Below are 25749 nucleotides of genomic sequence, written 5' to 3' on the forward strand. Positions count from 1 at the left end.
GGCAAACCTTAGAACGCGTAATACGGCCCCTGGCCTGCCGACGTATTGCGCGTCGCAATCGCCGTGTAAATGCGTTTGCCGTAAAAGAACGGCAAGCCCCAGCCGAAACCGAGGCTCGAATTGCCGGCGAGATTGTCGAACGCGTTGTTCGACGACGCGAACAGCGTGTTCGAATTGGCGATGTCGAACGACACCGTGCTCGACGCGCCATCGATGCCGGTGATCGACGCGCTCGCCGACTGCGTCGAAGTCGGGCAGTACCAGAAGCCGCACAACGGGAACTGCGCCGAGTGGAAGAAGAGGCCGTTCGAGCCGCTATCGAGATAGCTCACCGCATAGGTGAGACCGCCCGAGTTCGTCGTCACGTAGCCCGTCACCGCGTTCGCCCTCAGAACGTTCGTGCCCGTCAGCGTATTGTTCGACTGGGTGCCGATGCCGAAAATCAGTGAGCCCGACACGCTCGCCACACCCGCATCGGCGACGGCGGGCAGGTCGATCACCACACCGTTGTTATCGAGCGCGAAGCTGCTGACCGGGTTGGTCACCTGCTGCGCGAGCGGCTGCGCGGTCGCGCTGCAGCCGCCCGTCGTGCAGCTGTAGTACCAGCGCGGCAACGCGGAATTGGCGCAGCCGTTGCCGCAGTCGACCGGGAACAGGCCCACGCCGAGGATGCCGTTCGCGTGCAGGCTCGATACGGTCAACAGCGACGCGCCGCCGGAGTTCGCGCAGTCGGCGGGCGCCCCGGGCAGCGCGCTGTCGGCAATCAACTGGATCGGAATCGATGACGCCTGTTGGCCAGCCATGCGCACGTCCGCGGTGCGGATCGAGCCCCACGCGTAGCCGCTGCCGAACACCGCGCATTCGGCGCTTACGCCGCTGCCCGCGGCGATGGTCGGCAGCGACAGCGTCGTCGGCAGCGCTGACGCGAGGATGCGCAGGCCGTTCGAGCCGGTGTCGACCTGGATGTCGTCGATCGTCGCGCAGTTGCCGGTGCCGGCCTGGCAGACGGTGACGCTCGTCATCAGCATGTTGCGCGTGTTGCCGGGCGATACGCCGACCGTGACCGGCTGCACGTTGGGCGTGGTCGATTGCGGCACGTTCGCGCTGGCGGAACTGGTCGGCGCGCTCGCGGACGGCGTCGAGCCCGAGCCGGACGAGCCGGACGAGCTGGATGAGGAACTGCCGCCTCCGCCGCCGCAGCCGGCCAGGGCCGCGCAGACGATCAGAAGCAGGGCATGGAAACGCAAGGCGGATGTCATGGCGTGGCGGTCCGTCTGGTGGAACTCAGGCGTGAAAGGGGCGCGAGCGACGCGTGCGGGGCGCGCGCGTCACTGGATGTCGTCGGATGTGACGCCGGCGGGCAAAGCCGCCGGCAGCCACGCGCGGCCGACGTAGCCACGCATCGGTCCGCCGGACTCGACGATCACGTCGGAGCGCGAGACCCGCGAAGAATGCAGATTGCCGCTGCCGGCCGGCGCCGCGGCGCCGGTCTTGTACGAGTCGCCGTATTTACCGAGCAGCGCGTGCAGATCCGGCATCGTCGGGCCTTGCCACGCGTACGCGACGATCAGGCCGGTGCTGGTCGCGTATTCGTTGATCGTGGTATTGCCGGCGTCGGTCCACGTGCGCTCGCGCAGTGCGCCATTGAGCAGCGTGCGCGGCGCGCTCGCGCCCGCCACCGCCTGGCTCGGCATCGTGCCGCCCAATTCGGCATGCGCGCCGAAGCTCGCGCAGCACGCGACGACGGCGATCACCGAGGCGATCGCGGATGGATGGAGACTGGACTGGGACATGAGGCCTTCCTCGTTTGGCGCCGGATTTTTATTGAGATAACTCGATCAACGTAGCACCGGTTTTCTTCTGGTCTTTGCACATCGCGGCGGACAGGACCGCACGCAATGTGGAAAACAAGCCGCATGCAGACCGGGAACCCTTTTTCGGCGGGCCTCCGGCGAAGACTTGGGAGTACTCCCAAGGTCAACTCGAAAGTGTCATTGAGTGTTAAATTTACCTCATAGGAGGGCAAATAGCGTGACGGGCGCGGACTTTTTTCCCGTGGCCGTTTCGTCGCGGTGGCATGCGGCGATTCCCGGGCAAACCCCAGTTTTTGCACACGCCTCGCCGGGACCGGTAAAATGTTGGGTTGATCCACGGAAACTTGCCGTGGCGTAGCGGAAGGATTCCCCGAACATGACTGATTTTCGTCTCACCAAGCGGTTTGCAGTAATGCTCATGGCAGGCGGGCTGGTCGCCGGCTGCGGTACCTCGTCGCCGACCAAAATCGACTATAGGAGCGACTCCCGTTCGAAGCAGGTATCGCTTGCCGTACCGCCGAACATGATCGACGAGACGGCCGATCAGCGCTCGCTGCCGCCACAGGGTGGCGAAACTTCGCTGTCCACGCTGAAACAGGTGCAGGCGCAGGCGCCGGCCGGCGACGCGGTTGCGGTCGTGCCGCCCGTCCAGGGCATCCATATCCAGCGCGACGGCACCGAAAGCTGGCTCGTGATCGACAACAAAACGCCCGACCAGGCGTGGCCGCAAATCCGCCGCTTCTGGCAGGAGCAAGGCTTCCTGCTCGTCGTCGACCAGCGCGACAAGGGCGTGATGGAAACCGACTGGAACGAAACCCACGCGCAGATCAACGACGGCTTTATCCGCAACACGCTGTCGAAGGCGATGGGCAACAGCTACGTGAGCTCGGAGCGCAACAAGTTCCGCACGCGTCTCGAAGCGGCGCCGAAGGGCGGCACCTACGTGTTCGTCAGCCAGAAAGGCATGCGCGAGGCGATCACCGGTACGAACAATGAGTCCACCCAGTGGCAACCCAAGCCGAACGACCCGGCGCTCGAGCAGGAATATCTGAAGCGCCTGATGGCCTCGCTTGCGCGTGCTGAATCGGGTGCGGGTGGCACGCAGAACGCCGAGCTGTCGCCTGCGGGCACGCAGATCGCGCCGAACGCGGCGACGGCGGGTGCGAAGTCTGCGACGGCCGCCGTCGTCGCGCAAAACGTCGCGCTGGCGGCTCAGCCGTCGACGCCGGACGTGGATTCGGCCAACAACACTTCGGCCCAGCTCTCGTCAACCGAACTCACGCTCGGGGAGCCGTATGACCGTGCGTGGCTGCGCGTGGGCCTCGCGCTCGATCGCAGCAATTTCACGGTCGACGACCGCGACGTGAGCCGCGGTCTGTATTTCGTGCGCTACGTCGATCCGAAGGATATGTCGTCGGCTGAGCAGGGCTTCTGGAGCCAGGTCTTCCACGGCCGGAAGGAAAAGGTCGCCAGGGAGTATCGCGTGAACGTGCGCGCGGTGACGCCGGATCAGACCCGCGTGGCCGTGGTCGACGACAAGGGGCAAGTCGACGAAAGCTCGCAGGCCAAGCAGATCATGAGCCTGATGGCCTATCAGCTGCACTGATACGGGAACCTCGCGGCCAACGCCGCCGGTTCGACGAAAAAAACGCCCGGAGCAATCCGGGCGTTTTTTTTCGACCGCCTACTCAGGTATCCGCGCGCCGCCGCGTGCCGACCCACGGCAAGCGCTTGATCACGCCGGTCGCCAACGCGGTGCCGACCAGAATCACCGCGCACCCTTCGAGCATGCCGGGTGACACCGTCTCGCCGAGAAACAGCGCGCCCCACAGAATGCCGAAGATCGGAATCACGAAGGTCACGGTGATCGCGCGTGTCGGACCGGCGACCGCGATCAGATGGAAGAACAGCATGTACGCGATGCCGGTGCAGGCGACGCCGAGCGCGATCACCGCGCCCCACGCACGCAGCGAAATCGGCGCGGCGGGCCAGTAGATCACCGCGAGCGGCAGCAATACGATCGTTGCGCCAATCATCGTGCCGGTCGCGACGCTGAGCGCGTCGACGCCAGTCAGGTGACGCTTCGTGTAGTTGGCGGCGATGCCATAGAGCAGCGTCGCGCCGAGCGCGGCGCCGGCGGCGAGCGCGACGGTGAGCGGCGCGGCGGCCGAGCCGTCCGGCGCCGCGATCTGGTCCCACACGAGCATCAGCACGCCGAGAAAGCCGACCACGAGGCCGAGTGTGCGCAGCGCGCTGAGCCGGTCGCGCAGCCACAGAAAGCCGACCAGCGCGCCCCACAGCGGCGCGCACGCATTGATCACCGACGTGACGCCCGCCGACAGAGTCAGCTCGGCATACGCGAACAGGCAGAATGGCGCCGCCGAATTGAGAATGCCGACCACGAGCAGCGGCAGCGCGTGCGTGCGCAACAGCGTGCCGGACTGTTGCAGCGGCCGTCGCGCGATCAGCACGATCGCGAGAAAGAGGGCGCCGATGCCGACGCGCAGCGCCATCAGCGGCGCGACGCCGAAGTCGGTCACGCCGACGCGGATGAACAGGAACGATGCGCCCCACAGGGCGGCGAGGATCAGCAGTTGCAGAAGGTTTCTGGCTTTCATTGGAATGGCGCCGCGCGCAGTTGAGTCGGGACGCCAGCTCATCCTAACAGTGCGATCGCGCGATTCGTTTCAATGCGGGATGAAACGGCAAGATCCGGGAGACGGCCGCGTCCGGGTAGGTCGATCGTAAGCGCTGCGAGAGTGCGCGCCAAACGAGCAATTCTCACCGATATGTGAGAAAAATTGCGATGCGGCGGCGCGGTAGCGGGGATGGAATTGCAAACGGAGCCCGCGATGCGCGGGCGCCGTCGGAAACGATGTGAATTGCGTTGCGCCGTTAGCGGCGCGAGCTCAGCGCGGAATCATCCATTGCAGGAAGTTCTGCTGCGCCCACACGAGCACGCCGAGCAGCACCGTGAGCAGAATCGAATGCTTGAAGGTCTTGGCGAACACGACGCCTTCCTTGCCCTTCAAGTCGGTGGTCGCGACGCCGGTCGAAATGTTCTGCGGCGAAATCATCTTGCCCATCACGCCGCCCGACGAGTTGGTCGCCGCCATCAGCACCGGATTCAGATTGAGCTGCTTGGCCGCCACCACCTGAAGATTGCCGAACAGCGCATTGCCCGACGTATCGCTGCCCGACAGGAACACCGCGACCCAGCCGAGAAACGCCGAGACGAGCGGAAACACCGGCCCGACCGACGCGACCCCGAGGCCGAGCGTGTAGTTGAGGCCCGAGTAGTTCATCAGATACGCGAGGCCGACGATCGTCGCCACGGTCAGAATCGCGATGCGCGTTTGCACCCACGTGTCGGAGATCGCCTTGCCGAACTCGGCGGGGGGGAGCCGCACGACGAACGCGGTGATGAGCGCCGCGACGAGGATCGCAGTGCCGGTCGCAAGCGGCTGGAAGTCCCAGATCGCGCCGTACGGCGTGTTGTACAGCGTGATGAACACGGCCTTGTCGAGACCCGGCCACGACACCTTCACGTCGCCGATCGTGAAGATCCTCGCTACCGTCCAGACGATCACGACAACCGACACGATGATCCACGGATACCAGCCTTGCACGCCGCCGATCTTGCCGCGCACCTCGTTGATGCGATCGACGTTGATCGCGAATTTCGGATCGGCGACGGGCTTCCACACCCGCAGGAACGCCACTGTCAGGATCAGCGAAACCAGCGAAGACAGCACGTCGGTCAGGCTGTAGTTCACGAAGTTCGAGACGACGAACTGAGTCAGCGCGAAGCTCAGGCCCGACACCAGCAGCACCGGCCAGATCCGCAGCATGTTGCGAAAGCCCGCGTACACGCCGATCACATAGAAGGGCAGCAGGACCGCAAAGAACGGCAATTGCCGCCCGACCATCTTGCCGAGCACATCGGACGGCAGATGCGTGACCGCGCCGAGCACCGTGATGGGCACGCCGAGCGCGCCGAACGCAACCGGCGCGGTGTTGAAGATCAGCGTGAAGATCAGCGCTTCGAGCGTCGGAAAACCGAGCATGATCAACAGTGAACTCGTGATCGCGACCGGGGTGCCGAAGCCCGAGATGCCTTCGAGCAGCGCGCCGAACGAAAAGCCCACCACGACGAGCACGATGCGCCGGTCGTTCGGCAGGTTGTCGATCATCCACAGGCGGAAGGCTTCGAAGCGTCCCGAGCGCTGCGCGATGTTGTACAGCAGGATCGCGGTGAAGACGATCCACATCACCGGCCAGAGCGCAAAGACGACGCCGGCTGCGACCGAGTTGAGGGCGAGCCCGACCGGAAACTGCCAGACGAAAATCGCGACGATCAAACCGACGATCAATCCCGCGAGCGATGCCTGCCACGCTGGCCTGCGCGCCCAGCCGAGCAGCGCGAGCACGACGATGATCGGCAGCGCGGCGACGATAAACGACGCAAAAAGCGAATTACCGACTGGAGTGAGCAGTTGATGAAACATCACGTCTCCTTCGTTGTTGTGTAATTCGACGCGGGAGATTGCGCATGACGGCGCGTCGCTCTGGCATGGCGGACGCTCGCGAGTGGCCTCGACCAAGCGGCTGCGCCTGATTTAAGCGGGTGCTGCGTGCAACCTTTCAAGAATAGAGCGCCATATCGGCGAGTCAAGCCGGGAAAGTACGGGCGGGGTGTGCGCGGTGACGGGTGAACAGAGACAGGTCAATGCCAGTGGCCGCCCCAATGACCGCCCCAATGTCCCCCCCAGTAGCCACCAATGCCGATCGCGATCGACGGTCCATAGTAGGGGGGATAGCCGTAATAGGCGGGATAAGGATAAGCCGGTGGCGGATAGTAGGCGGGATAAACCGGAGGTGCCACATACACGGGCGCGGGGGTTGCATAACCGGGCGGCATGTCCTGCGGCGCGACCTGCATTTGCGCCTGGGCTTGAGGCGTCTGCTGTGGATCGGTGGCCGGTGTGGTTTGGTCCGCTGCGGTGGCGGGGGCGGTCGAATAGTACGACGTGTAATAGCCCGCCGGATAGTAGCCGGCGGGGTAGTAGCAGCCGGATAAAAACAGACTGGAGGCGAGCGCGGAAATCGGGGCGGCGGGCCGCGCGAATCTCGCGGAACAACGAAACGATATGCGTGGCGACGAGAGACGCACCGCGCGAAGATGGGTGACGACGCGGGACTTCATGGCGCGCTCCTCGATGAACCGATGCCGCCTCGCGCGACGTCGTTGTGAGGAGCTTACGCTCTTGCCGCGGCAGCGCTGTGGCAAAACCGCAACCGCATATTTAAGTCTATTTCCACGCGCATAGTCGAGACGAGAGCGCACTGCATTCGCCGCCCTCGTCAGTCCTCGGAACGCTCGTTTGCCGCTCACTTGCCGATCTGGTTACCGATGACACCGCCTACCGCCGCGCCGCCCAACGTCGACAAGCCGCTGCCGCCGATCGCCGCGCCGGCTGCGCCGCCGACACCCGCGCCGATCGCGGTATCGCGTGTGCGTGGGGACATGTCGCCGCATGCCGCGACACCCGCGACGAGCGAAAGTGCAACTGCGACGGTGCCAAGACGAGTACGGAGTTGAAGGATCGATTTCATGATGATGACTCCCTTCTTTGTTGGACGTAGTTGTTTCCTTCTCGCCGCACACAACGTGCCTGCTCGACGCGGTGGCACAAAAAAAAGCCCGCCATGCCGGCGGGCTCCGATACTGCTGGGCTAACTCGCGCGTATCGCGCAAGCCGCTTATTGCCGCTGATAAATCTCCGCGCCTTGCTTCATGAACTCGATCGACTTGACTTCCATGCCTTTCTGCAGCGCTTCGTTATCGCTGACGCCCTGTTGCGCGGCGAACTCGCGCACGTCCTGGGTGATCTTCATCGAGCAGAAGTGCGGGCCGCACATCGAGCAGAAATGCGCGACCTTGGCCGAATCCTTCGGCAGCGTTTCGTCGTGGAATTCGCGCGCCTTGTCCGGGTCGAGACCGAGATTGAACTGGTCTTCCCAGCGGAATTCGAAGCGCGCCTTCGACAGCGCGTTGTCGCGTACCTGCGCGCCGGGATGACCTTTCGCGAGGTCCGCTGCGTGCGCGGCGAGCTTGTACGTGATGATGCCGGTCTTCACGTCGTCCTTGTTCGGCAGACCGAGGTGTTCCTTCGGCGTCACGTAGCACAGCATCGCGGTGCCGAACCAGCCGATCATCGCGGCGCCAATGCCCGACGTGATGTGGTCGTAGCCCGGCGCGATGTCGGTGGTCAGCGGTCCGAGCGTGTAGAACGGCGCTTCGTCGCACCAGTCGAGCTGCAGGTCCATGTTCTCCTTGATCAGCTGCATCGGCACATGGCCCGGACCTTCGATCATCACCTGCACGTCGTGCTTCCACGCGATCTGCGTGAGCTCGCCGAGCGTCTTCAGCTCGCCCAGTTGCGCTTCGTCGTTGGCGTCATAGATCGAGCCGGGACGCAGGCCGTCGCCGAGCGAGAAAGCCACGTCGTAGGCCTTCATGATTTCGCAGATGTCTTCGAAATGCTCGTACAGGAAGCTTTCCTTGTGATGCGCGAGGCACCACTTCGCCATGATCGAGCCGCCGCGCGACACGATGCCGGTCATCCGGTTCGCGGTGAGCGGCACGTATTGCAGACGCACGCCCGCGTGGATCGTGAAGTAGTCGACGCCCTGCTCGGCCTGTTCAATGAGCGTGTCGCGGAAGATTTCCCACGTCAGATCTTCAGCCTTGCCGTTGACCTTTTCGAGCGCCTGGTAAATCGGCACCGTGCCGATCGGCACCGGGCTATTGCGGATGATCCATTCGCGCGTTTCATGAATGTGCTTGCCGGTCGACAGATCCATCACCGTGTCGCCGCCCCAGCGGATCGCCCAGGTCATCTTGTCGACTTCCTCGCCGATGGAGGAGGTCACCGCCGAGTTGCCGATGTTCGCATTCACCTTCACGAGGAAGTTGCGGCCGATGATCATCGGCTCGCTTTCCGGGTGATTGATGTTGTTCGGGATGATCGCGCGGCCGCGCGCGATTTCCTCGCGCACGAACTCCGCGGTGATTTCGGTGAGGCCGTTCGGGCCGAACGCGCTCGCGCCGAACGCCTGGCCCGGATGCTGGCGGCCCATCATCGCGGCGAGCTTCGCGCCGTTCGGGCCGCTCGCCTTGAGGGTCTCCAGATACTCGGCACGGCGCTGGTTCTCGCGAATCGCGATGTATTCCATTTCCGGCGTGATGATGCCTTGCTTCGCGTAGTGCATCTGCGTCACGTTCTTGCCGGCGATCGCGCGCCGCGGCGTGCGATGCAGACCCGGGAAACGCAGCTGCGCGGTGGCCGGATCGGCAGCGCGCTCGCGGCTGAAGCTGCTCGACAGACCGCTCAGCGGCTCAGTGTCGCCGCGCTCTTCGATCCACGCCTGACGCAGCGCGGGCAGACCCGCGCGGATGTCGATCTTCGCGTCCGGATCGGAGTAGGGGCCCGACGTGTCGTACACGTAGATCGGCGGATTCTTTTCGCCGCCGAAGCTGTCGGGCGTGTCTGCCTGCGAGATTTCGCGCATCGGCACTCGGATGTCGGGGCGTGAGCCGGTCACGTAGACCTTGCGCGAATTCGGCAGCGGCGCGACGGCGGCCTCGTCCACATGGGCTTCGGCGGAAATAAACTTCGGATTGGCGCTCATGTAAGTCTCCGTACAAAGTGGGGCGGCTAAGCAGGAGACTGAGATGGAAGTGGTCGGAAATCGCTGGGAGGTGAGGCTGTTGAGGCTGGTGCGAGATCCGTACGCTTCCCTGCGCTGGCATTATCCAGATCAGGTTCAAAGGGTATTTCTCACCCACGCAACACGGACCTCCAGCTCCGCGCTACGCAGGACCCCCGCGTTAGCAGCGCACACGATACACCGCCCGCCCGCGGTTTGGCAACCTGTCTGCGTGATTCAAAAAAACTGGTCCAGATGAATCCGGACATCTCCTATGCTTATTTCGAGACCGCGTCAGACAGGGCAACTTACAACAATGGAACAGCCGGCTTACAGCGAAAAATCGTCGGCGGCTTCGGGCTGATACAGGATTTTGGCGATCTTGAGGACTTGCTGATCGCCGCTGGGTGGCGTGAAGCGGATGCTCTCGCCGCGGCGCGCGCCGAGCAGCGCGAGGCCAGCCGGCGAGAACACGTTCAGCCGCCCTTGCGCGAAATCGGCGTTGGGCGGATAGACGACGGTCCACGTCATTTGTTCGCCGCTCGCCGTATCGATCAGCGTCGCTTGCGAGTTCATTGTGACGACGTCGGCGGGGATATCGTGCGAATCAACGATTACCGCGCGTTCGAGCACGTCGTCGAGCACGTGCTGCAGCTTGGCGTTGGCGGCCGCATATTTCTCGAGGCGGGTCACGTCGAGTTCGGTCAGATAGCAGGTTTTGATCTTCTTCATCATCAGGACTCCGATAAGGCGGTGGAGGATGGCCGCGTGCGACGACCCCGTGCGGGTGGTCGGCGGATGAGTTCACGAATGGGAAAGCCCGGAGCCCGGCGACGCGGCCCTGGGTATCGGCAGGCTACGTCAGCAAGGGCGCCGGGCGGCGCGAAGCGGGAGCGTTCGGGACGTCTCGCCGGCGCCGTGCGGCGCGACACCCGCGCGCGCGCAGCCGCCTGCGCGGCATGGGCGCAAGCGGGCGAGAGCACGGAAAGTCGGACGACGCACAGAAGTCACGGGCAAAACGACCAGGTGATGGGAATAGCGAACAGGAGGTTGCCGCGCAGCAAAACGTGAAGCCCGCGACACCAGCGACGAAAACTTGATGTTAGCACGCTGTCTCGGGCGTTTCCGTTCGCGACATCGCACTCGGTCGAGCGGCCGTCTTTTGTGCGGTGCCAGAAGAAAGCGACGTGGTCCGCATAGCGTTCAAGCCAGTCACACGATTGCCGTTAATCAAAGTGCAGCGAAGGCCGCACTCCTGCGAAGCGATTCGCGGGATGGCGCGTGAATGGCGCGACGCGACTCGCGCCGATTGACCGATTGACAGAGAGGTGCACATGAAAGCGGAAAGAATGCGGTGGCGAACGTTCGGTCGCACAGCCGCGGTGGTGGCATTGCTTGCCGCGCCGCTGGCGGCGCCGGCGGCATCGACGGTGACGGGCGGCGTGATCCGGTTCGTGGGGATGATCGTCGCACCGCCGCTGCAGATCAGCGCGGATACGGCGATCACTGGCGTCGCCGTCGAAAGTGCGAGCGTGGCCGGTCAGCGCTTCTCGCGCACGGTGACGTTCAGCGCGCCGCCGGGCGTCGTCAGCGGGGCCGATGTCGCGCTCGAAGTGAACGGCGGCACGCAGTCGCGGGATCTGGTGGCAGCGCGTTTCGTCGATGGCGCCGGGCACGTCGTGCTGGCCCGCGACGGCCACTACGCGGTCGATCGCGCGGGCGGGGTGCTGTCGCTGAACGCGCGGCGCACCGATTCGGACACGCGCGTGACGGTAGTGGTCAGTTACGACTGAGTCGCGGCGAGCCTTGGCTCGCTACCCATGCCGGAAAAAAATTAAAAGAGGCTTGTCATAACCGGCCGCGCGGGCCGACAAACGTGCAGATTTCGATCGGAGCACGTCATGTCGACCGCGCACTATCGCTCGCTACTTCAGCGCCTAGCGACTTTTTCGAGGCCCGCCGCCGGCCTCGCGCTCGTTGTGCTGAGCGCTTCGGGCATAGGTGCGGCAGATGCGGCCAGGCCCCAATGTGCGACACACAGCCCCGCGCACCGGTTAGCGCTCGTCGAGCTGTACAGCAGCGAGGGCTGCGATAGCTGCCCGCCCGCCGACCGCTGGCTCGGTCAATGGAAAAGCAATGGCGCCGCCCACGGCATCGTGCCGCTCGCACTGCACGTCGACTACTGGAACAGCCTCGGCTGGACCGACCGGTTTTCCCAGCGTCGCTTCACCGAACGTCAGCAGACGCTGACGCACCTCGCGGGCGCGCACACGATCTATACGCCGGAAGTGTTCGTCGCGGGCCGCGAGCTGCGCGACTGGTCGCAACGCGACAGTTTCGAGCGCCGCATCGACGAGCTCGTCGCCGAACCCGCGCAGGCCAATGTCGCCCTCGAACTAAGTCCGCGTGCACCCGGTGCGTTCGATGTCGATGCGCAGTTCAGCACGACGGACGCCGCCACGGGTCCGTTGAGCGGCTATCTCGCGGTCTACGAAAACGCGCTGACGACGCAGGTCGGCGCGGGCGAAAACCGCGGCGCGACGCTGCATCACGAACGCGTCGTGCGCGCGTGGTTCGGGCCGGTGCCAATCGTCGCCGGTCACGCGCGGATTCGTCAGGACGTCGATCTACGCGATGCGAGCGTCGACGCGAAAACCGATCCGATCGCCAACGTCGCCGACCGCTTTGGCGTGGTCGCGTTCGTCGAAAGCGACGCGAGCGGCGATGTGCTGCAAGCCGCCGATCTTCCAGCGTGCCGTTGACCGACACCGCACGCGCCGCATTCTCTACCGCTGCCCGAGGAGAGCCGCCATGTCCACACCCACACCGCACGCGTTGCGCCCCCGCGCACCCGCCGCGCCCGCCGCACCGAAGCGCGCGGTCATTCACCCGCTGTGGCTGCGCATCACGCATTGGCTGAACGCGCTCGCCGCGGTCGTGATGATGCTGTCGGGCTGGCGCATCTACGACGCGTCGCCGATCTTCCCGGCGTTCAGCTTTCCGACCGGGATCACGCTGGGTGGCTGGCTCGGCGGCGCGCTGCAATGGCACTTCGCGGCGATGTGGCTGCTGGTGTTCAACGGCCTCGTGTATATCGCGCTGAATCTCGCGAGCGGGCGTTTCGTGCGCAAGTTCCTGCCGTTGACGCCGCGCGCGGTGCTGCGCGATTTCATCGCCGCGTTGCGCGGGAAGCTGTCTCACGACGATCTGCGCGTCTACAACGCGGTGCAGAAATTTGCCTACCTGTTCGCGATCGCCGATCTGATCGTGCTGGTGCTATCGGGGCTCGCGATCTGGAAGTCGGTGCAGTTTCCGCTGCTGCGTGAACTGATGGGCGGCTACGACAACGCGCGCGTCGTGCACTTCACCGCGATGTCGCTGCTGGCCGCGTTTCTTGCGGTGCATCTGGCGATGGTCGCGCTCGTGCCGCGTTCGTTGCTCGCGATGCTGCGCGGACGTTGAGCCGCGGCTGCGCACGACCATGCTCATGTTCACGCTCCTGAAAGCGCAATGCGAACACCCTACGGATATGGAATCATGAACAAGCCGATCGACAAAGCAGCAGACCAACCCACCCAGCGTGTTAGCCACACGCTCGACCGCGCGTCGATCCTGCTCGATGCGAAGCGCGAACTGGCGATGCCGTCGCGACGCCTGTTCGGCAAGCAGCTATTGACGCTCGGCGGTCTATCGATGCTCACCGGCTGCTCGCTGACCGACGACGCTTCCGTCAACCGCTTCCTGAGCGCGGTATCGCGGCTGAACGATCGCGCGCAGGCCGCGCTGTTCGATCCGAAGCAGCTCGCGCCGACCTACACCGAAGCGCAGATCACGCGACCGTTCCCCTTCAACGCGTACTACGGCATCGACGACGTGCCGCACGTGGACGGCTCCGCTTACCAGCTGAAGCTGAGCGGGCTCGTGACCGGCAAGCGCGTGTGGACGCTGCCCGAACTGTACGCGCTGCCGCATGCCGAGCAGATCACGCGGCATATCTGCGTCGAAGGCTGGAGTGCGATCGGCCGTTGGGGCGGCACGCCCTTCGGCGATTTTCTGCGGCGTGTCGGCGCGGATACGACGGCGAAGTACGTCGGCTTCAAATGCGCGGACGACTACTACGAAAGCATCGACATGCCGACCGCATTGCATCCGCAAACGCTGCTGACGTTTTCCTACGACGGCGAGCGACTACCCGCGAAATACGGCTACCCGATGAAGCTGCGCATGCCGACCAAGCTCGGCTACAAGAATCCGAAGCACATCGTCGAGATATTCGTCACCAACACGTATCCCGGCGGCTATTGGGTCGACCAAGGCTACAACTGGTTCGGAGGCTCCTGACGCATGCGGGCGCACGCGCGCTTGCGGCAGCGGCTTCGGAAGCACGCCGGCGCGAGCCGGTTTCGATTCATCCACCACCAACGGAGTCATCCCATGAAGAAGATTGCAATCACCACGATCGCACTGCTGATGCTGGCAAGCGGTGGCGCCGCATTCGCGCAGGCGAGCGGCGCAATGTCAAACGATGCGATGTCGAAAGACACGATGTCGAAAGATTCGATGTCCAAAGACAGCATGTCGAAGGACGGCATGAAAAAGGACGCGATGAAACACGACTCGATGAAAAAGGGCGGCGGCGCGATGGGCATGAAGCACGAGGCGTCGGGCGCGATGGGCAACTGAGTCCGCGCGCGGGGTGCTTAGCGATCCTGCCGATGCGGGGAGCATCGGACGGATTCGACGCTGAATGCAAGCCGGGGATGCGTCACCGGCTTTTCTGTTGCAGGAAACCAAAAAGTTACGATTCTGTCGCGCGGCGCACTCGGCGCTTACTGCATAATGCGTTGCGCGCCGCGGCTTTCGCCCGCGGCGTCGCCGCGCATCGCGGCCGCGTTGCGTCGTGTCGTTTTGACCGATTCCGCCGTCACAGCCGTTTCTGGCGCTTCCTGCGCCGCCCATCGTCTTACTGCTCCACCGACATGTCCGCCAGCCTCACCCGTCAGACCGCATCGCCGATGCGGTGCCCGCCATCCCGCCCGAAAGGCATCGACGCAGGCGCGGCGCCTCGCGGGCATCGAGCGCAGCGCGCGGGTCGAGTGGCGACGGCGGGCTGAACGCATGTCGCTGCAACCCTCAGTTTTTTCTCCCCGTGGCTGGCCGCTGTGGCTGCCGCAGACGCGCAAAGGGAAGGTCGCGCTCGCGCTTGCCGTCGTTTATCTGGTGTGGGGCTCGACCTATCTCGCCGTGCACGTCGCGCTCGGCTCGTTCCCGCCGCTGCTGATGTCGGGCTTGCGCAACCTGTTCGCCGGCATTGGTCTGTTCGTGTTCGCCGCGCGCCGCAAGCCGGTGTGGCCGAGCTTCGCCGAAATTCGCAACGCGGGCCTCGTCGGCACGATGCTGGTGGGTCTGTCGAGCGGCATGCTCGCGTACGGCATGCGCACGGTCGGCACCGGCACCGCGGCCGTGATGGTCGCGACCGTGCCGCTGTTCGCGACCGTGATCGCGGCCGTCGCCGGACGCAAGATCGGCCGCGGCGAATGGTTCGCGGTCGGGCTCGGGTTCGCCGGCATCGTGATTCTGAGTCACGGCGACAGCACGCCGGGCTCGGTGGGCGGCAGCCTCGCGATTCTGTGCGGCGCGTTGTTCTGGGCCGGCGGCGCGCATCTGGCCGGCGTGTTGAAGCTGCCGTCGGACCTGTTTTTGTCGACTTCGCTGCAGATCGGCCTGGGCGGCGCGATCTCGACACTGGTCGCGTGGGCGGCGGGCGAGCAGATGCTCGAGCTGCATTTTCTGCCGCTCGTCGCGTTCCTGTATCTGATGCTGATCGGCACCATGGCCGCGTTCGTCGCGTACGGTTATCTGATTCGCCACACGAGCCCGATCATCGCGAGCAGTTGCATGTACGTGAATCCGATCGTCGCGGTTGCATTGGGTGCGCTGCTGCTCGGCGAGCCGGTCACGCGCTCGACGGTGATCGCGACGATCGTGATCCTGAGCAGCGTCGGCTTGTCGTTCTGGTTCGATTACCAGAAGGGCAGCGCCTGAGCGCGGCGCGGTTCTCGTCGAACCGCGCGACCGTTGTCAAAGCGCCGCCGCCAGCTCAGCGCCCTCGCGGATCGCTCGCTTCGCATCGAGCTCGGTCGCGAGCTTCGCGCCGCCGATCACATGAAAGCGCGGGCCGCCGCTGCCGTGCTTGCCATCGACAGTCGGCGGCAACAGCTCGCGCAACGACTCCTGCCCTGCGCACACGACGATCGTATCGACGTCGAGCCATTCGTCGGCACCGTCTCGCGCGATCCTCAGACCGCGCGCGCTGATCTCCCGATACTCGACGCCGCCTAGCATCTGCACGCCGTTCCTCGCGAGCGCCGCCCGATGCACCCAGCCCGACGTCTTGCCGAGCCCCGCGCCGAGCTTGCCGGCCTTGCGCTGCAATAGCCAGATCTGCCGCGCCGGTTGCGCGGGAGCGGGCCGCTTCAGGCCGCCGCGCTCGCGCACCGCGAGGTCGACGCCCCATTCATCGAGCCACGTATCGCGCGGCACCGGCAGCGGCTCGCCCGCGCGATGCAGCAGAAACTCGCTGACGTCGAAGCCGATGCCGCCCGCGCCGATCACCGCGACGCGCGCGCCGACCGGCGCGCCGCGCAGCACGTCGACATACGACAGCACGTTGGCCCCGTCGATGCCGGCAATCGCCGGCCGCCGCGGCACGATGCCGGTCGCGACGATCACGTCGTCGTAGGCGCCCGCGGCGAGCAGCGCGGCATCGACGCGCGTACCCAGCCGCACGTCGACGCGATGGCGTTGCAACTGGCTGCGGAAGTAGCGGATCGTTTCGCTGAACTCTTCCTTGCCCGGCACGCGCATCGCGAGATTGAACTGGCCGCCGAGCGTGTCGCTGGCCTCGAACAGCGTCACGCGATGCCCGCGCGAGGCCGCCACGGTCGCGGCCGACAGCCCGGCCGGCCCGGCGCCGACCACTGCGACCGAGCGCGCCTGCTGTGCGCTTGCGAGCGGCCGGTAGACGAGCTCGGTTTCGCGTCCCGCGCGCGGATTGACGAGGCAGCTCGCGCGCTGATTCCTGAACGTGTGATCGAGGCAGGCCTGATTGCACGCGATGCAGGTGTTGATTTCGTGCGTGCGGTCCTCGGCTGTCTTCAGCACGAACTCGGGATCGGCGAGCAGCGGCCGCGCCATCGACACGAGATCCGCCGTGCCATCGGCGATCAGCGCTTCGGCGACCTCAGGCGTGTTGATACGGTTCGACGCGATCACCGGCACGTTGACCGCGGCCTTCAGACGCGCGGTCAGCGAGGTGAACGCCGCGCGCGGCACCGAGGTCACGATGGTCGGCACGCGCGCCTCGTGCCAGCCGATGCCGGTGTTGAAGATCGTCACGCCGGCCGCTTCGAGCGCCTGCGCGACCTGCACGGTTTCCTCCCACGTATTGCCGCCCTCGACCAGATCGATCAGCGACAGCCGGTACACGACGATGAAGCGCTCGCCGCATTCGGCACGCACCCGCTCGACGATCTCGCAGGCGAGCCGCATGCGATTCTCGATGCTGCCGCCGTATCGATCGGTGCGCCGGTTCGTGCGCGGGCACAGGAACTGGTTCAGCAGATAGCCTTCGCTGCCCATGATCTCGACGCCGTCGTAGCCCGCGCGTTGCGCGAGCCGCGCGCAGCGCGCGTAGTCGCGCACGGTGCGCTCGATGCCGGCGAGCGTCAGCGCGCGCGGCTTGAACTTCGAGATCGGCGACTTCAACGCCGACGCCGACACCACGAACGGCTGATAGCCATAACGGCCCGCATGCAGGATCTGCAGCGCGATCTTGCCGCCCTCCGCATGCACGGCCTCGGTCACGAGCCGGTGATTGCGCAGATCGAATACCGAGTTGAGCGTGCCGCCGAACGGCAGCAGCCAGCCCTCGCGATTCGGCGAAATCCCGCCCGTGATGATCAGGCCGACGCCGCCTTTCGCGCGCTCGCGGAAGTACGCGGCCAGTTGCGGGTAATGCCAGAAGCGGTCTTCCATGCCCGTGTGCATCGAGCCCATCACGACGCGGTTGGTCAGACGTGTGAAGCCCAGGTCGAGCTCGGCGAGCAAGTGTTGGTAAGACATGCAGGGACCGTGTAAGTGGAGGGCCGCACGAACGATACACCGCGCGCCAGACCAGACCGCCGAGGAAAAATTCTAATCGTCGCAATCCATTGATCCGCAAGACGTTAGTCGGTTGTCTCGCGCCAGCTATTAAGCGCACGGCACACCCATTGCTGATTTTGAGCGTCCATCGACACGGACGCGTCACCGACAAAACCGGCGCGCCGTGCGGCACGGACGGGAGGAGGGCGGCCGCGAGGCTTCCCGCGGTCGCCCACGTATCAATGGGCGATGAGCGTCAAGCCCGACATCGAGAACAGGTGAACACAATGAAAATTATCCGAACCATGGTAGCGGTCGTTGCGACCGCGGCGGTACTGAGCGCGTGCGGCGGCGGTGGTGGCAGCGATGCAGGCAAGACGCTGGGCTTGACCAATCCCGAGATTCACTTCGTTCACGCGCTTCCGGGTGGCCCCGCGGTCGACTTCCTCGTTAATGGCAGCGCGCCTTCCGGACAGACCAACATCTCGTATAAAGGCGTGACCAACCTCACCAATATCGACACGGGCCCGACGACCGTCGCTTATGCGGCGACCGGCACGAAGAACGCGCTCGCGAGCGGCAGCTTCCCCGATGTCGCGAAGGGCCACGTGTACACGGTGCTAGCGTTGCCGGGTCTGTCGGCGCCCGATATCGGCCTGATCGACGATCCGTTCGACAAGGGCCTGCTGACCAATGACGCGCGCGTGCGCGGCTTTAATGCGTCGGCGAACGCGCCCGACCTCGACCTCTATCTCGTGCAGGCCACCGCCACCAGCATCGCCAACGTGTCGCCGACGATCGCCGGCGTGTCGTTCAAGAACGCGGTGCCGGCGAGCGGCCAGGATTCGATCTACGTGTCGGGTGGCCAGTACGTGCTGATCGCGACGGTGGCCGGCAGCAAGACGCCGATCTTCCAGTCGAACTCGTTCTCGCTGGCGAACAACGCCGACTGGCTGATCACCTCGGTGCCGATCGCGGGCGTGTTGAGCCAACTGGCGCTGGGGCAGATTCATCTGCTGGTCGTACAGAACGGCAATACGAGCACGCCGAGTGTGGAACTGTCGAATACGTTGACCGGGCAATGACGCGGGCCGCCGATTACCGGATGAGCCTCGCGCGGCGCGAGCATCGATGAACCGCTTACGCCAGCCGGACAATCAAGGACTCCGGATGGTCGGAAAATGGGGGGACGGCACGGCGATCCACGACAGTGGGTCGCCGTTCTGTTTGATGGCGCTCTGAAAACGCGTCGCGTTGCAAGCCAACATGCACAAAAAAAGCCCGCCGCGGCATCCCGCGACGGGCTCTCTAAAACCTGCTGCCATGTGCCGGTCTATTTTGCCTTTTCCGCCTCGTTCGTGATGGCGTGGCCGCCCTTCGAAATATCCTGGCCGGCGCCCGCCATCGTGTTGCAACCCGTGACGAGCATGGCGGTTCCTGCGAGCACAAGCAAAGCGATCAGTCGAGTCATGAAACTTCTCCTTGTCGAGAATGCATCGGTTGATGTCGTCCGACCGGGGCCATGCCAGTCGATCAGGTTTCGATCCGGTTTCGAACCGGCCTGATTGCATGGTAAAAAAAGGGTGGGGGCCGCGCTGTCGGCCGTGCCGCGATTTTGTTGTAGGCGTGCTCCGGTGTTTGCGTCGGCGCACTCCTACAACGGCTTTGCGGTGCCGCGGCGAGCGCCCGTCAGACGGGACTTTGCGACGAAGTGGACGGCGTGGCCGGCGGCGCCAGCGGCTGATCCACCGACGGCGTCGCGGTGCTTGCGCTCGGCATCACGACGTCGATTTCGGTGCCGTTTTGCGCGCCACGGCGGATGTCGAAGCGTCCGCCATGCGCGGCCACGCGCTGGCGCATGCCGAGCAGGCCATGCGTATGCGTGCGTTTCAGATCGGCCGGCATGATGCCGACGCCGTTGTCCGCGATATGCAGCGCGACCTCGCCATCGCCGACCCGCAACGCGATGCCGACCTTCGAGGCTCGCGCGTATTTGGCGGCGTTCGTCAGCGACTCCTGCGCGACCCGAAAGAGCGCGATCTCGGTCTGCTCGTCGAGCTGGACATCGTCGGCGGGCAGGTGCAGCTCGAGCGTCCAGTTGTTGCGCTGCGCGGCTTCGTCGGCGAGCGTGCGCAGCGCGGTGACGAGCCCGAAATTGGCGAGCACGGTCGGCCGCATGTCCTCGATGATGCGCCGCTTCAGCGCGATACCCTGGTCGAGATTGGCGAGCGCGCGCTGCAGCTTGTCGGCGATGTCCGGCTCGCTGTCCTTCAGCTTGCGGCGCGCCCATGCGACGTCCATCCGGCATGCGGTCAGGATCGCGCCGAGCTCGTCGTGCAGCTCACGCGCGAGCTGGGTCTTTTCGTTTTCGCTGACCGCCTGCAGATGCCAGCCGAGCGCTTCGAGCTGCCGCGTGCGCTCGCCCACCAGCTGGTCGAGTTCCTCCTGCTGCGTAATCAGCTGACGCTGTGCGCGCGCCTGCCGGTCGATCTGGATGCCGAGATTGCGAAACAGCAGAATGAACAGCACGATGTTCAGCGCCGACAGACCCGCCGCGCACAGCGTCGACAGCCGCTGATCGGCGCGGCTCGCGGCCAGCGCGTGCTGCGCGCGGCGCTCCTCGTTGTCGCGCAGCAGCGTGAGCGTGCTGTCGATCAACGACGCGTCCGCCGGATTGACGTCGCTCGCGGGCCCGCATGCGCCGAGTTCGAGCGGATGCGGCGCTGCGTGCTGCATCGCGGCGGCGCCGGCGCCGATGCGCGCGTCGATCAGCGCGAGAATCTGCGTAAAGCTCGCGAGCTCCGCGCTGTCCGCGCGGCCGCCGCGATAGAAGCGGTCCAACTGCCGGGTGGTGTCGCGAATGCGCGCGGCGCTCGCGCAGAACGCGTGGGCGGATGCGTCGTCCTTCGTCAGAAGAAACTGGTTCTGTTGCGCGCTGAGGCGCGACAGGTCACTCGCGAGCGTGCTCAGTTGCACGGTGACGTCGCGCGCTTCGAGCGCGGTTTCGTACTCGGCGGTGATGCGCTGACGCGCGCTCTCCAGAATCACGAGGCCGCCCACCGTGATCACGATCGCGACCGTCATCGCGATCGCCCAGCTGCGCCTGCGCATCCAGTCGGCGAGCCGCGCGGTGGCGCGCGCGCCAGACTGTTCCGGTGGGTTCTGCAGATTCGACACTTGCTGCTCCAGAAAGAGGGCGTCGACTCAGGCGTCGACTCCCGCATCGCGCGAAGCCGCGCGTAACGTCGTCGTAATCCAATGTAAGCGGATTCTCACACGAAAAACGGCGAGCGTCGGAATGCGCGCGGCGCCGCGCATCGATAGGATGGACCCGATCGTTCATTCAATGTTTCCGGAGAAAACCATCATGTTGAAGTGGGCGCTGTTCTTCGCGATCGTCGCGGTGATCGCGGGTCTTCTCGGCTTTACCGGCATTGCAGCCGGCGCGGCGGCGATCGCGAAGTTCCTGTTCTTCGTGTTTGTCGTGCTGTGCGTGGTGTTCCTCGTGCTCGGCTTCGTCGTGACCAAGAAAATGATCGATTAGCGCGGCCATCGCAGTCGGGCAAGCCGCGCCTTCATAGCAGGCGAGGGGTTTGCTGGTAGTCGATTGCAGGGGCCAACAAAAGGGAGAAATGCCATGCTTCACTATGCCATCGTCTTCTTCGTGATCGCGATCATCGCGGCGGTGTTCGGCTTTACCGGCATCGCGGCCGGCGCGGCCGAAATCGCGAAGATCCTGTTCTACATCTTCCTCGTCGTGTTCGTGGTCACGTTGCTGCTCGGCGTGTTTCGAACCTAGCCACGCGAGCCCTGGATGAACGTAACACGAGATCGGCAGCGAAGTACGCAATACGTATACGTTGGTACAGGTAGTCAACAAGGCGCGGGAACGCGCGGCGTTTGAATCCTCGATCGAGGCGCCCGCGTTCGAAGCGCGCCGTCATTCCACCGTCGGCGCATCAGGTGCGATTCGTGCTGATGCGCGATTCCCCCAATACCGGATAAAGGAGAAGTTCGATGACGAAGCAATCTGGCGACACGTTCGTGATGGACATCAAAAAGATCCGCGAGGACGCGCGCAAGCATATGTCCGATGGTCCGGTCACGCCGACCTACGGCGCGGATCGCGAAACGGTGCTCAAGCTGCTGAACGACGCGCTCGCCACCGAGCTCGTCTGCACGCTGCGTTACAAGCGCCACTACTTCATGGCGAAGGGCATCAACTCCGAAGCGGTCGCGACGGAATTCGCCGAGCACGCGAGCGAGGAGCAGGAACACGCCGATCGCATCGCCGAGCGCATCGTGCAGCTTGGCGGCGAACCCGATTTCGCGCCGGACGGCATCAAGGCACGCGCTCATTCGGAATACAAGGAAGGCACCGATCTGACCGACATGATTCGCGAGAACCTGATCGCGGAGCGCATCGCGATCGACACGTACCGCGAGATCGTCCGCTATCTCGGCGAGAAGGACGTGACCACGCGCCGGCTGTTCGAGGAGATTCTCGCGGTCGAGGAAGAGCATGCCGACGATATGGCGGATCTGCTCGCGGGGCGTGAGTAGCGCGCCAGAATGACGGGGAAGCGACGAACACGAACTCGGGAATGCGGGCGGCTGCGATGCGAAGCCGCCCTCGCAGTCCACGTTCTGCCGTGGCCCCGGATCATTACAATGTCGGCTTAGGAGCGACTCCCTTTGCACGGACACCCAACCGATGATTCGAGTGCTGATAGCTGACGATCATGCGATCGTTCGAGGTGGTTTCAGACAGTTCGTCGCCGACGAGCCGGACATGTGCGTCGCCGCCGAGGCCGCCACCGGCGAGGAAGCGATCGGCCTCGTGCGCGAGCAGGCATTCGACGTGGTGCTGCTCGACATCGCGATGCCGGACAAGAACGGCATCGATACGTTGCGGGTGATCAAGCAGGTGCGTCCTGAGCAGGGGGTGCTGATCCTGTCGGGCTACCCCGAGAGCCAATACGCGATCAATCTGCTTCGCGCGGGCGCGAACGGCTATCTGAACAAGGACTGCGAGCCGGAGGAAATCGTGCGCGCAATCCGCTCGGTGGCGCGCGGGCATCGCTATCTGTCGGAGGCGGTCGCCGATACGCTTGCCGACAATCTCGACAAGCCCGCCGCCGGACGTCCGCATGAAGCGCTGTCGGAGCGCGAATTCCAGATCTTCTGCAAGCTCGCGGCAGGGCAATTGCCAACGCAGATCGCGGAAGAACTGCATCTGTCGGTGAAAACGGTGAGCACGTATCGCGCGCGAGTGCTCGAGAAGATGCGACTCGCGAACAACGCGGACCTCACGTATTACGCGATCAAGAATGGTCTGATCGAATGACCGACGATCGAGACATCCCGATGAACAGCGAATCGAACCCTGCTACCGATCCAGCCAGCCGCGCGCCGTTGCGCGTGCTGCTGATCGAGGATTCGCCGCTGATCCGCCGCAGCCTCGTCGAGGCGATCGATGCTTCGGGCTTGCTGCGCGTGGCCGCTTATGCCGATTCCGCCGATCAGGCGATCGCGTTGCTCGGCGATGAAGCATTCGATGCGGTGATCGTCGACTTGCAGCTGAAGCAGGGCTCCGGCGTGCCGGTGCTCGCGTATCTGCAACGCGAGGGGCTGATCGATTCGATGTTCGCGGCGGTGCTGACCAATCATGCGTTGCCCGCGTATCGAGCGCGTTGCGAGCAGTACGGCGTGCGGCACTTTTACGACAAATCGTTCGAGTTCGATCGTGTGCTCGATGCGCTGCATGAGTATGCGTTGGGGCGGGGTGGCGACGTTTGAACGCTCGCAGCAAGGGCTGAAAACGCGCGGCGTCCGCGTGATGCCTGCACAAATCAAAGGTGGAATCGGGCGTTCAATGCCCCGTCCGCGCCGGCAAGCGCAAATGATTCCACGCGCCGAGCCCGGCAAACCCGATCCCCGCGATAGTGACGCCGATCCACCCGAACGCCGGCCACACGATCGCGCCGACACCCGAGCCCAGCGCCCCGCCGATGAAATACGCGACCATGTACACGGTATTCACGCGGCTGCGCGCATCGGGCTTTAACGCGTAGATGCGCGACTGATTGGAAATCTGCGCGGCCTGCACGCCGATGTCGAGAATGATCACCCCGACCACGAGTCCCGCGATGCTCTTCGCCGATGCGCCGAAGATCACGAACGCGATCACGACCAGCACGAGCGACACGGTGATGATCGCGCGTGGGCCGCGCCGGTCGGCGAACTTGCCCGCGAGCGGCGCGGCCAGCGCGCCAGCCGCGCCGACGATACCGAACAGCCCCGCCGCCTGCGGCCCGAGATGAAACGGCGCACCCGCCAGCAACAGCGCGAGCACCGACCAGAAAAGGCTGAATGCGCCGAACAGGGCCGCACCGGTCAGCGACGCCTCGCGCAGCGCACGATGCTCGGTCACCAGATGCCACATCGACACGAGCAGTTTGCCGTACGGCAGCGTCGAGGTCGGCTGGCTCTTCGGCAGACGCAAAATGATGACGACTGCGAGCGCGAGCAGCGCGACGACCGATGCGCCAAACACCGCCCGCCAGCCGAAGTATTCACCGACGATGCCCGCCGCGGTCCGCGCGAGCAGGATGCCGAGCAAGAGGCCGCTCATCACGGTACCGACCGCGTGGCCGCGCTCGGACGGCGGCGCGAGTTCGGCCGCGAACGGCACCGCCTGTTGCGCGATCGTCGCGAGCACGCCGATCGCGAGACTCGTGACGATCAGCACCGCGAGCGTCGGCGCCGACGCCGCGACGATGAGCGCGACGCACATGCCGGCGATCTGCAGCAGGATCAGCAGACGCCGGTCGAAGCGGTCGCCGAGCGGCGCGAGCAGCAGCATGCCGGCGGCGTAGCCGAGCTGCGTGACGGCCGGCACCGCGCCGACCCAGGACGCGCTGTCCGGAAACGACTGGCGCAAGTTGTCGAGCAGCGGCTGATTGAAATAGATGTTCGCGACCGAGACACCGGCGATCGTCGCGAGCAGCAGCAACACGCCGCGCAACGACCGGGCGGAGGAAGCGGAAGTGGAAGCGTCGGAAGTGGACATGACAGAGGCGGATCGACGGACCGGCCCATGCGCGGTCCTCAAGCGTGCCGATCATACCGGAGCGGCGGGGTTCGTGCTGACGGCCGCGCGAGGCTCGCCCGCGCGGCCGCTATCGGTCTGTAGCGAGATGTACCGCTGGTTTCAGTCGATCAACGCGCCAGCGTCGTAGAACGGATACGGGCCGTCGGCCGCATCGACATACGCGTGATGCGTGACGATGCCCGTCGCCGCAGCGTAGTAATGCAGCGCGTACGCGGGCGGCTCCATCACGAACGCGGACGGTCCGTCCTCGCGAAAATCGAGCGCCACCTGGTGTGCGGGCGCTGGAATCGCGCTCGCGATCGTGCCGCCGAAGCGCACGAACATCGAGCGATGCACGTGCCCGCAGAGCACGCGCTCGACGTTGGGATAGCGGGCGATCAACGCGGCGAGCTTGTCCGATGCCGCCGGGTCGAGCCGGATCTCGTCCATATGCCCGATGCCGCATTCGAACGGCGGATGATGCAGCGCGACCACGACCGGCTTGCCGCGCGCCGCATCGAGCTGCTGCGCGAGCCACGCGAGCCGCGTATCGCACAGCATGCCGGCGCTCGAGCCGGGCACCAGCGAATCCAGTGCGATCACGCGCAGCGGGCCGACGTCGACCGCGTACTGCACGAACTCGCCGCCGCTTAGCAATTCCTCGCGCTCGGGAAACGCGGCGCGCAACGCGTCGCGTTCGTCGTGATTGCCGACCATCAGGAAGTAGGGGATCTCGAGCGGTGCGAGCAATGTCTTCAGGTGCGCATACTGCTGCGGGTCGCCCTGATCGACGAGGTCGCCGGTCATCAGCACCGCGTCGGGGCGCGGTGTGAGCGCGTTCAGCGCGTCGATGCAGCGTGCGAGGTAGGGAGCGGTATCGACGCGGCGATAGGCGAGTGCGCCGGGTTGTTTGATATGCAGATCGCTAATTTGGGCCAGCAGCATGACAGAGGTCCTTCGGGTTGCTTCGTGTTGAGCGCCGGG

26 protein-coding genes and 1 riboswitch are annotated in these 25749 nt (G+C 65.0%); of the genes, 13 read left to right on the forward strand and 13 right to left on the reverse strand.

All coding sequences use genetic code 11. The annotated features are described in order from the left end of the window. Window positions 1-8: 8 nt before the first annotated feature. Together ACLFKU_RS00350 and ACLFKU_RS00355 are read right to left on the reverse strand one after the other, a co-directional pair. Window positions 9-1259: a DUF3443 domain-containing protein gene (locus tag ACLFKU_RS00350; protein ID WP_410847817.1), complete on the reverse strand. Its 1251-nt coding sequence runs from the start codon at window positions 1257-1259 to the stop codon at window positions 9-11. A 69-nt stretch (window positions 1260-1328) separates the two neighbouring features. After that, on the reverse strand, window positions 1329-1793 hold the full coding sequence (locus ACLFKU_RS00355; RefSeq protein ID WP_410847818.1) for a DUF2844 domain-containing protein: 465 nt from the start codon (window positions 1791-1793) through the stop codon (window positions 1329-1331). Between the two features lie 397 nt (window positions 1794-2190). On the opposite strand from ACLFKU_RS00355, the gene bamC reads away from it, so the two are divergent. Beyond that, a complete protein-coding gene (gene bamC / locus ACLFKU_RS00360) occupies window positions 2191-3420 on the forward strand; it encodes an outer membrane protein assembly factor BamC (RefSeq protein ID WP_410847819.1) in 1230 nt (409 codons plus the stop codon). Between the two features lie 82 nt (window positions 3421-3502). On the opposite strand, the gene ACLFKU_RS00365 is transcribed toward bamC, so the two are convergent. The 6 genes from ACLFKU_RS00365 to ACLFKU_RS00390 all read right to left on the reverse strand — a co-directional run bounded on the left by ACLFKU_RS00365 (window position 3503) and on the right by ACLFKU_RS00390 (window position 10262). Next, window positions 3503-4432 (reverse strand): DMT family transporter, encoded by a 930-nt coding sequence (locus tag ACLFKU_RS00365; protein WP_368587546.1) that lies wholly within the window; start codon window positions 4430-4432, stop codon window positions 3503-3505. A gap of 291 nt (window positions 4433-4723) precedes the next feature. Beyond that, on the reverse strand, window positions 4724-6322 hold the full coding sequence (locus ACLFKU_RS00370) for an L-lactate permease (RefSeq protein WP_410847820.1): 1599 nt from the start codon (window positions 6320-6322) through the stop codon (window positions 4724-4726). Between the two features lie 218 nt (window positions 6323-6540). Next, on the reverse strand, window positions 6541-7020 hold the full coding sequence (locus ACLFKU_RS00375; protein ID WP_368587544.1) for a hypothetical protein: 480 nt from the start codon (window positions 7018-7020) through the stop codon (window positions 6541-6543). Between the two features lie 185 nt (window positions 7021-7205). Then, the gene (locus tag ACLFKU_RS00380) at window positions 7206-7430 is read right to left on the reverse strand and encodes a glycine zipper 2TM domain-containing protein (RefSeq protein ID WP_410847821.1); all 225 of its coding nucleotides are present in this window, start codon (window positions 7428-7430) and stop codon (window positions 7206-7208) included. Between the two features lie 147 nt (window positions 7431-7577). Then, window positions 7578-9509: a phosphomethylpyrimidine synthase ThiC gene (gene thiC / locus ACLFKU_RS00385; RefSeq protein WP_368587542.1), complete on the reverse strand. Its 1932-nt coding sequence runs from the start codon at window positions 9507-9509 to the stop codon at window positions 7578-7580. 88 nt (window positions 9510-9597) lie between these two features. Next, window positions 9598-9715, reverse strand: a riboswitch (TPP riboswitch). A gap of 142 nt (window positions 9716-9857) precedes the next feature. Continuing rightward, window positions 9858-10262: a GreA/GreB family elongation factor gene (locus ACLFKU_RS00390; RefSeq protein ID WP_368587541.1), complete on the reverse strand. Its 405-nt coding sequence runs from the start codon at window positions 10260-10262 to the stop codon at window positions 9858-9860. Between the two features lie 599 nt (window positions 10263-10861). On the opposite strand from ACLFKU_RS00390, the gene ACLFKU_RS00395 reads away from it, so the two are divergent. From ACLFKU_RS00395 to ACLFKU_RS00420, 6 genes are all read left to right on the forward strand, one after another. Further along, window positions 10862-11320, forward strand: coding sequence for a hypothetical protein (locus tag ACLFKU_RS00395; protein ID WP_410847822.1), 459 nt, complete (start codon window positions 10862-10864; stop codon window positions 11318-11320). Window positions 11321-11428: 108 nt separating this feature from the next. Further along, complete coding sequence (locus ACLFKU_RS00400) at window positions 11429-12289, forward strand: DUF1223 domain-containing protein (RefSeq protein WP_410847823.1); 861 nt, start codon at window positions 11429-11431, stop codon at window positions 12287-12289. 49 nt (window positions 12290-12338) lie between these two features. After that, window positions 12339-12989, forward strand: a complete 651-nt coding sequence (locus ACLFKU_RS00405; RefSeq protein ID WP_410847824.1) for a cytochrome b/b6 domain-containing protein — start codon at window positions 12339-12341, stop codon at window positions 12987-12989. Window positions 12990-13064: 75 nt separating this feature from the next. Continuing rightward, a complete protein-coding gene (locus tag ACLFKU_RS00410; protein ID WP_368587537.1) occupies window positions 13065-13868 on the forward strand; it encodes a molybdopterin-dependent oxidoreductase in 804 nt (267 codons plus the stop codon). 93 nt (window positions 13869-13961) lie between these two features. After that, window positions 13962-14210: a pentapeptide MXKDX repeat protein gene (locus ACLFKU_RS00415; protein ID WP_368587536.1), complete on the forward strand. Its 249-nt coding sequence runs from the start codon at window positions 13962-13964 to the stop codon at window positions 14208-14210. A gap of 435 nt (window positions 14211-14645) precedes the next feature. After that, the gene (locus ACLFKU_RS00420; RefSeq protein ID WP_410847825.1) at window positions 14646-15572 is read left to right on the forward strand and encodes an EamA family transporter; all 927 of its coding nucleotides are present in this window, start codon (window positions 14646-14648) and stop codon (window positions 15570-15572) included. Window positions 15573-15608: 36 nt separating this feature from the next. Here ACLFKU_RS00420 and ACLFKU_RS00425 read toward each other — a convergent pair whose 3' ends face one another. After that, window positions 15609-17651: an FAD-dependent oxidoreductase gene (locus ACLFKU_RS00425; RefSeq protein ID WP_410847826.1), complete on the reverse strand. Its 2043-nt coding sequence runs from the start codon at window positions 17649-17651 to the stop codon at window positions 15609-15611. Between the two features lie 308 nt (window positions 17652-17959). Between ACLFKU_RS00425 and ACLFKU_RS00430 the strand changes: the two genes are divergently transcribed. Then, window positions 17960-18757, forward strand: coding sequence for a DUF4397 domain-containing protein (locus ACLFKU_RS00430; RefSeq protein WP_368587534.1), 798 nt, complete (start codon window positions 17960-17962; stop codon window positions 18755-18757). 248 nt (window positions 18758-19005) lie between these two features. Here ACLFKU_RS00430 and ACLFKU_RS00435 read toward each other — a convergent pair whose 3' ends face one another. Together ACLFKU_RS00435 and ACLFKU_RS00440 are read right to left on the reverse strand one after the other, a co-directional pair. Further along, the gene (locus tag ACLFKU_RS00435; protein ID WP_013089876.1) at window positions 19006-19143 is read right to left on the reverse strand and encodes an entericidin A/B family lipoprotein; all 138 of its coding nucleotides are present in this window, start codon (window positions 19141-19143) and stop codon (window positions 19006-19008) included. Between the two features lie 218 nt (window positions 19144-19361). Next, window positions 19362-20849, reverse strand: a complete 1488-nt coding sequence (locus ACLFKU_RS00440; protein WP_410847827.1) for a sensor histidine kinase — start codon at window positions 20847-20849, stop codon at window positions 19362-19364. Window positions 20850-21039: 190 nt separating this feature from the next. Between ACLFKU_RS00440 and ACLFKU_RS00445 the strand changes: the two genes are divergently transcribed. From ACLFKU_RS00445 to ACLFKU_RS00465, 5 genes are all read left to right on the forward strand, one after another. After that, window positions 21040-21216 (forward strand): DUF1328 family protein, encoded by a 177-nt coding sequence (locus tag ACLFKU_RS00445; RefSeq protein WP_090805380.1) that lies wholly within the window; start codon window positions 21040-21042, stop codon window positions 21214-21216. 93 nt (window positions 21217-21309) lie between these two features. Next, entirely contained in the window at window positions 21310-21471 is a 162-nt protein-coding gene (locus ACLFKU_RS00450) for a DUF1328 domain-containing protein (RefSeq protein WP_006052455.1), read from the forward strand. A gap of 218 nt (window positions 21472-21689) precedes the next feature. Continuing rightward, window positions 21690-22235, forward strand: a complete 546-nt coding sequence (locus ACLFKU_RS00455) for a bacterioferritin (RefSeq protein WP_410847828.1) — start codon at window positions 21690-21692, stop codon at window positions 22233-22235. Between the two features lie 151 nt (window positions 22236-22386). Then, on the forward strand, window positions 22387-23019 hold the full coding sequence (locus ACLFKU_RS00460; protein WP_368587531.1) for a response regulator: 633 nt from the start codon (window positions 22387-22389) through the stop codon (window positions 23017-23019). Window positions 23020-23039: 20 nt separating this feature from the next. Further along, window positions 23040-23471 carry a response regulator gene (locus ACLFKU_RS00465; protein ID WP_410848068.1) on the forward strand — a complete coding sequence of 144 codons (432 nt, stop codon included), beginning with the start codon at window positions 23040-23042 and terminating at the stop codon, window positions 23469-23471. Between the two features lie 73 nt (window positions 23472-23544). Here ACLFKU_RS00465 and ACLFKU_RS00470 read toward each other — a convergent pair whose 3' ends face one another. Both ACLFKU_RS00470 and ACLFKU_RS00475 read right to left on the reverse strand, forming a co-directional pair. Next, window positions 23545-24744 (reverse strand): MFS transporter, encoded by a 1200-nt coding sequence (locus tag ACLFKU_RS00470; protein ID WP_410847829.1) that lies wholly within the window; start codon window positions 24742-24744, stop codon window positions 23545-23547. 141 nt (window positions 24745-24885) lie between these two features. After that, entirely contained in the window at window positions 24886-25710 is an 825-nt protein-coding gene (locus tag ACLFKU_RS00475; protein WP_410847830.1) for a phosphodiesterase, read from the reverse strand. Window positions 25711-25749: the final 39 nt, after the last annotated feature.

The organism is Paraburkholderia sp. EG304 (assembly GCF_046543485.1).
Classification (GTDB): Bacteria; Pseudomonadota; Gammaproteobacteria; order Burkholderiales; family Burkholderiaceae; genus Paraburkholderia; species Paraburkholderia youngii.

Coding starts and splice junctions, on each gene's coding strand:
- ACLFKU_RS00350 (WP_410847817.1), bottom strand. CDS start 1,259: ATGACATCCGCCTTGCGTTTCCATGCCCTGCTTCTGATCGTCTGCGCG.
- ACLFKU_RS00355 (WP_410847818.1), bottom strand. CDS start 1,793: ATGTCCCAGTCCAGTCTCCATCCATCCGCGATCGCCTCGGTGATCGCC.
- bamC (WP_410847819.1), top strand. CDS start 2,191: ATGACTGATTTTCGTCTCACCAAGCGGTTTGCAGTAATGCTCATGGCA.
- ACLFKU_RS00365 (WP_368587546.1), bottom strand. CDS start 4,432: ATGAAAGCCAGAAACCTTCTGCAACTGCTGATCCTCGCCGCCCTGTGG.
- ACLFKU_RS00370 (WP_410847820.1), bottom strand. CDS start 6,322: ATGTTTCATCAACTGCTCACTCCAGTCGGTAATTCGCTTTTTGCGTCG.
- ACLFKU_RS00375 (WP_368587544.1), bottom strand. CDS start 7,020: ATGAAGTCCCGCGTCGTCACCCATCTTCGCGCGGTGCGTCTCTCGTCG.
- ACLFKU_RS00380 (WP_410847821.1), bottom strand. CDS start 7,430: ATGAAATCGATCCTTCAACTCCGTACTCGTCTTGGCACCGTCGCAGTT.
- thiC (WP_368587542.1), bottom strand. CDS start 9,509: ATGAGCGCCAATCCGAAGTTTATTTCCGCCGAAGCCCATGTGGACGAG.
- ACLFKU_RS00390 (WP_368587541.1), bottom strand. CDS start 10,262: ATGATGAAGAAGATCAAAACCTGCTATCTGACCGAACTCGACGTGACC.
- ACLFKU_RS00395 (WP_410847822.1), top strand. CDS start 10,862: ATGAAAGCGGAAAGAATGCGGTGGCGAACGTTCGGTCGCACAGCCGCG.
- ACLFKU_RS00400 (WP_410847823.1), top strand. CDS start 11,429: ATGTCGACCGCGCACTATCGCTCGCTACTTCAGCGCCTAGCGACTTTT.
- ACLFKU_RS00405 (WP_410847824.1), top strand. CDS start 12,339: ATGTCCACACCCACACCGCACGCGTTGCGCCCCCGCGCACCCGCCGCG.
- ACLFKU_RS00410 (WP_368587537.1), top strand. CDS start 13,065: ATGAACAAGCCGATCGACAAAGCAGCAGACCAACCCACCCAGCGTGTT.
- ACLFKU_RS00415 (WP_368587536.1), top strand. CDS start 13,962: ATGAAGAAGATTGCAATCACCACGATCGCACTGCTGATGCTGGCAAGC.
- ACLFKU_RS00420 (WP_410847825.1), top strand. CDS start 14,646: ATGTCGCTGCAACCCTCAGTTTTTTCTCCCCGTGGCTGGCCGCTGTGG.
- ACLFKU_RS00425 (WP_410847826.1), bottom strand. CDS start 17,651: ATGTCTTACCAACACTTGCTCGCCGAGCTCGACCTGGGCTTCACACGT.
- ACLFKU_RS00430 (WP_368587534.1), top strand. CDS start 17,960: ATGAAAATTATCCGAACCATGGTAGCGGTCGTTGCGACCGCGGCGGTA.
- ACLFKU_RS00435 (WP_013089876.1), bottom strand. CDS start 19,143: ATGACTCGACTGATCGCTTTGCTTGTGCTCGCAGGAACCGCCATGCTC.
- ACLFKU_RS00445 (WP_090805380.1), top strand. CDS start 21,040: ATGTTGAAGTGGGCGCTGTTCTTCGCGATCGTCGCGGTGATCGCGGGT.
- ACLFKU_RS00450 (WP_006052455.1), top strand. CDS start 21,310: ATGCTTCACTATGCCATCGTCTTCTTCGTGATCGCGATCATCGCGGCG.
- ACLFKU_RS00455 (WP_410847828.1), top strand. CDS start 21,690: ATGACGAAGCAATCTGGCGACACGTTCGTGATGGACATCAAAAAGATC.
- ACLFKU_RS00460 (WP_368587531.1), top strand. CDS start 22,387: ATGATTCGAGTGCTGATAGCTGACGATCATGCGATCGTTCGAGGTGGT.
- ACLFKU_RS00465 (WP_410848068.1), top strand. CDS start 23,040: ATGAACAGCGAATCGAACCCTGCTACCGATCCAGCCAGCCGCGCGCCG.
- ACLFKU_RS00470 (WP_410847829.1), bottom strand. CDS start 24,744: ATGTCCACTTCCGACGCTTCCACTTCCGCTTCCTCCGCCCGGTCGTTG.
- ACLFKU_RS00475 (WP_410847830.1), bottom strand. CDS start 25,710: ATGCTGCTGGCCCAAATTAGCGATCTGCATATCAAACAACCCGGCGCA.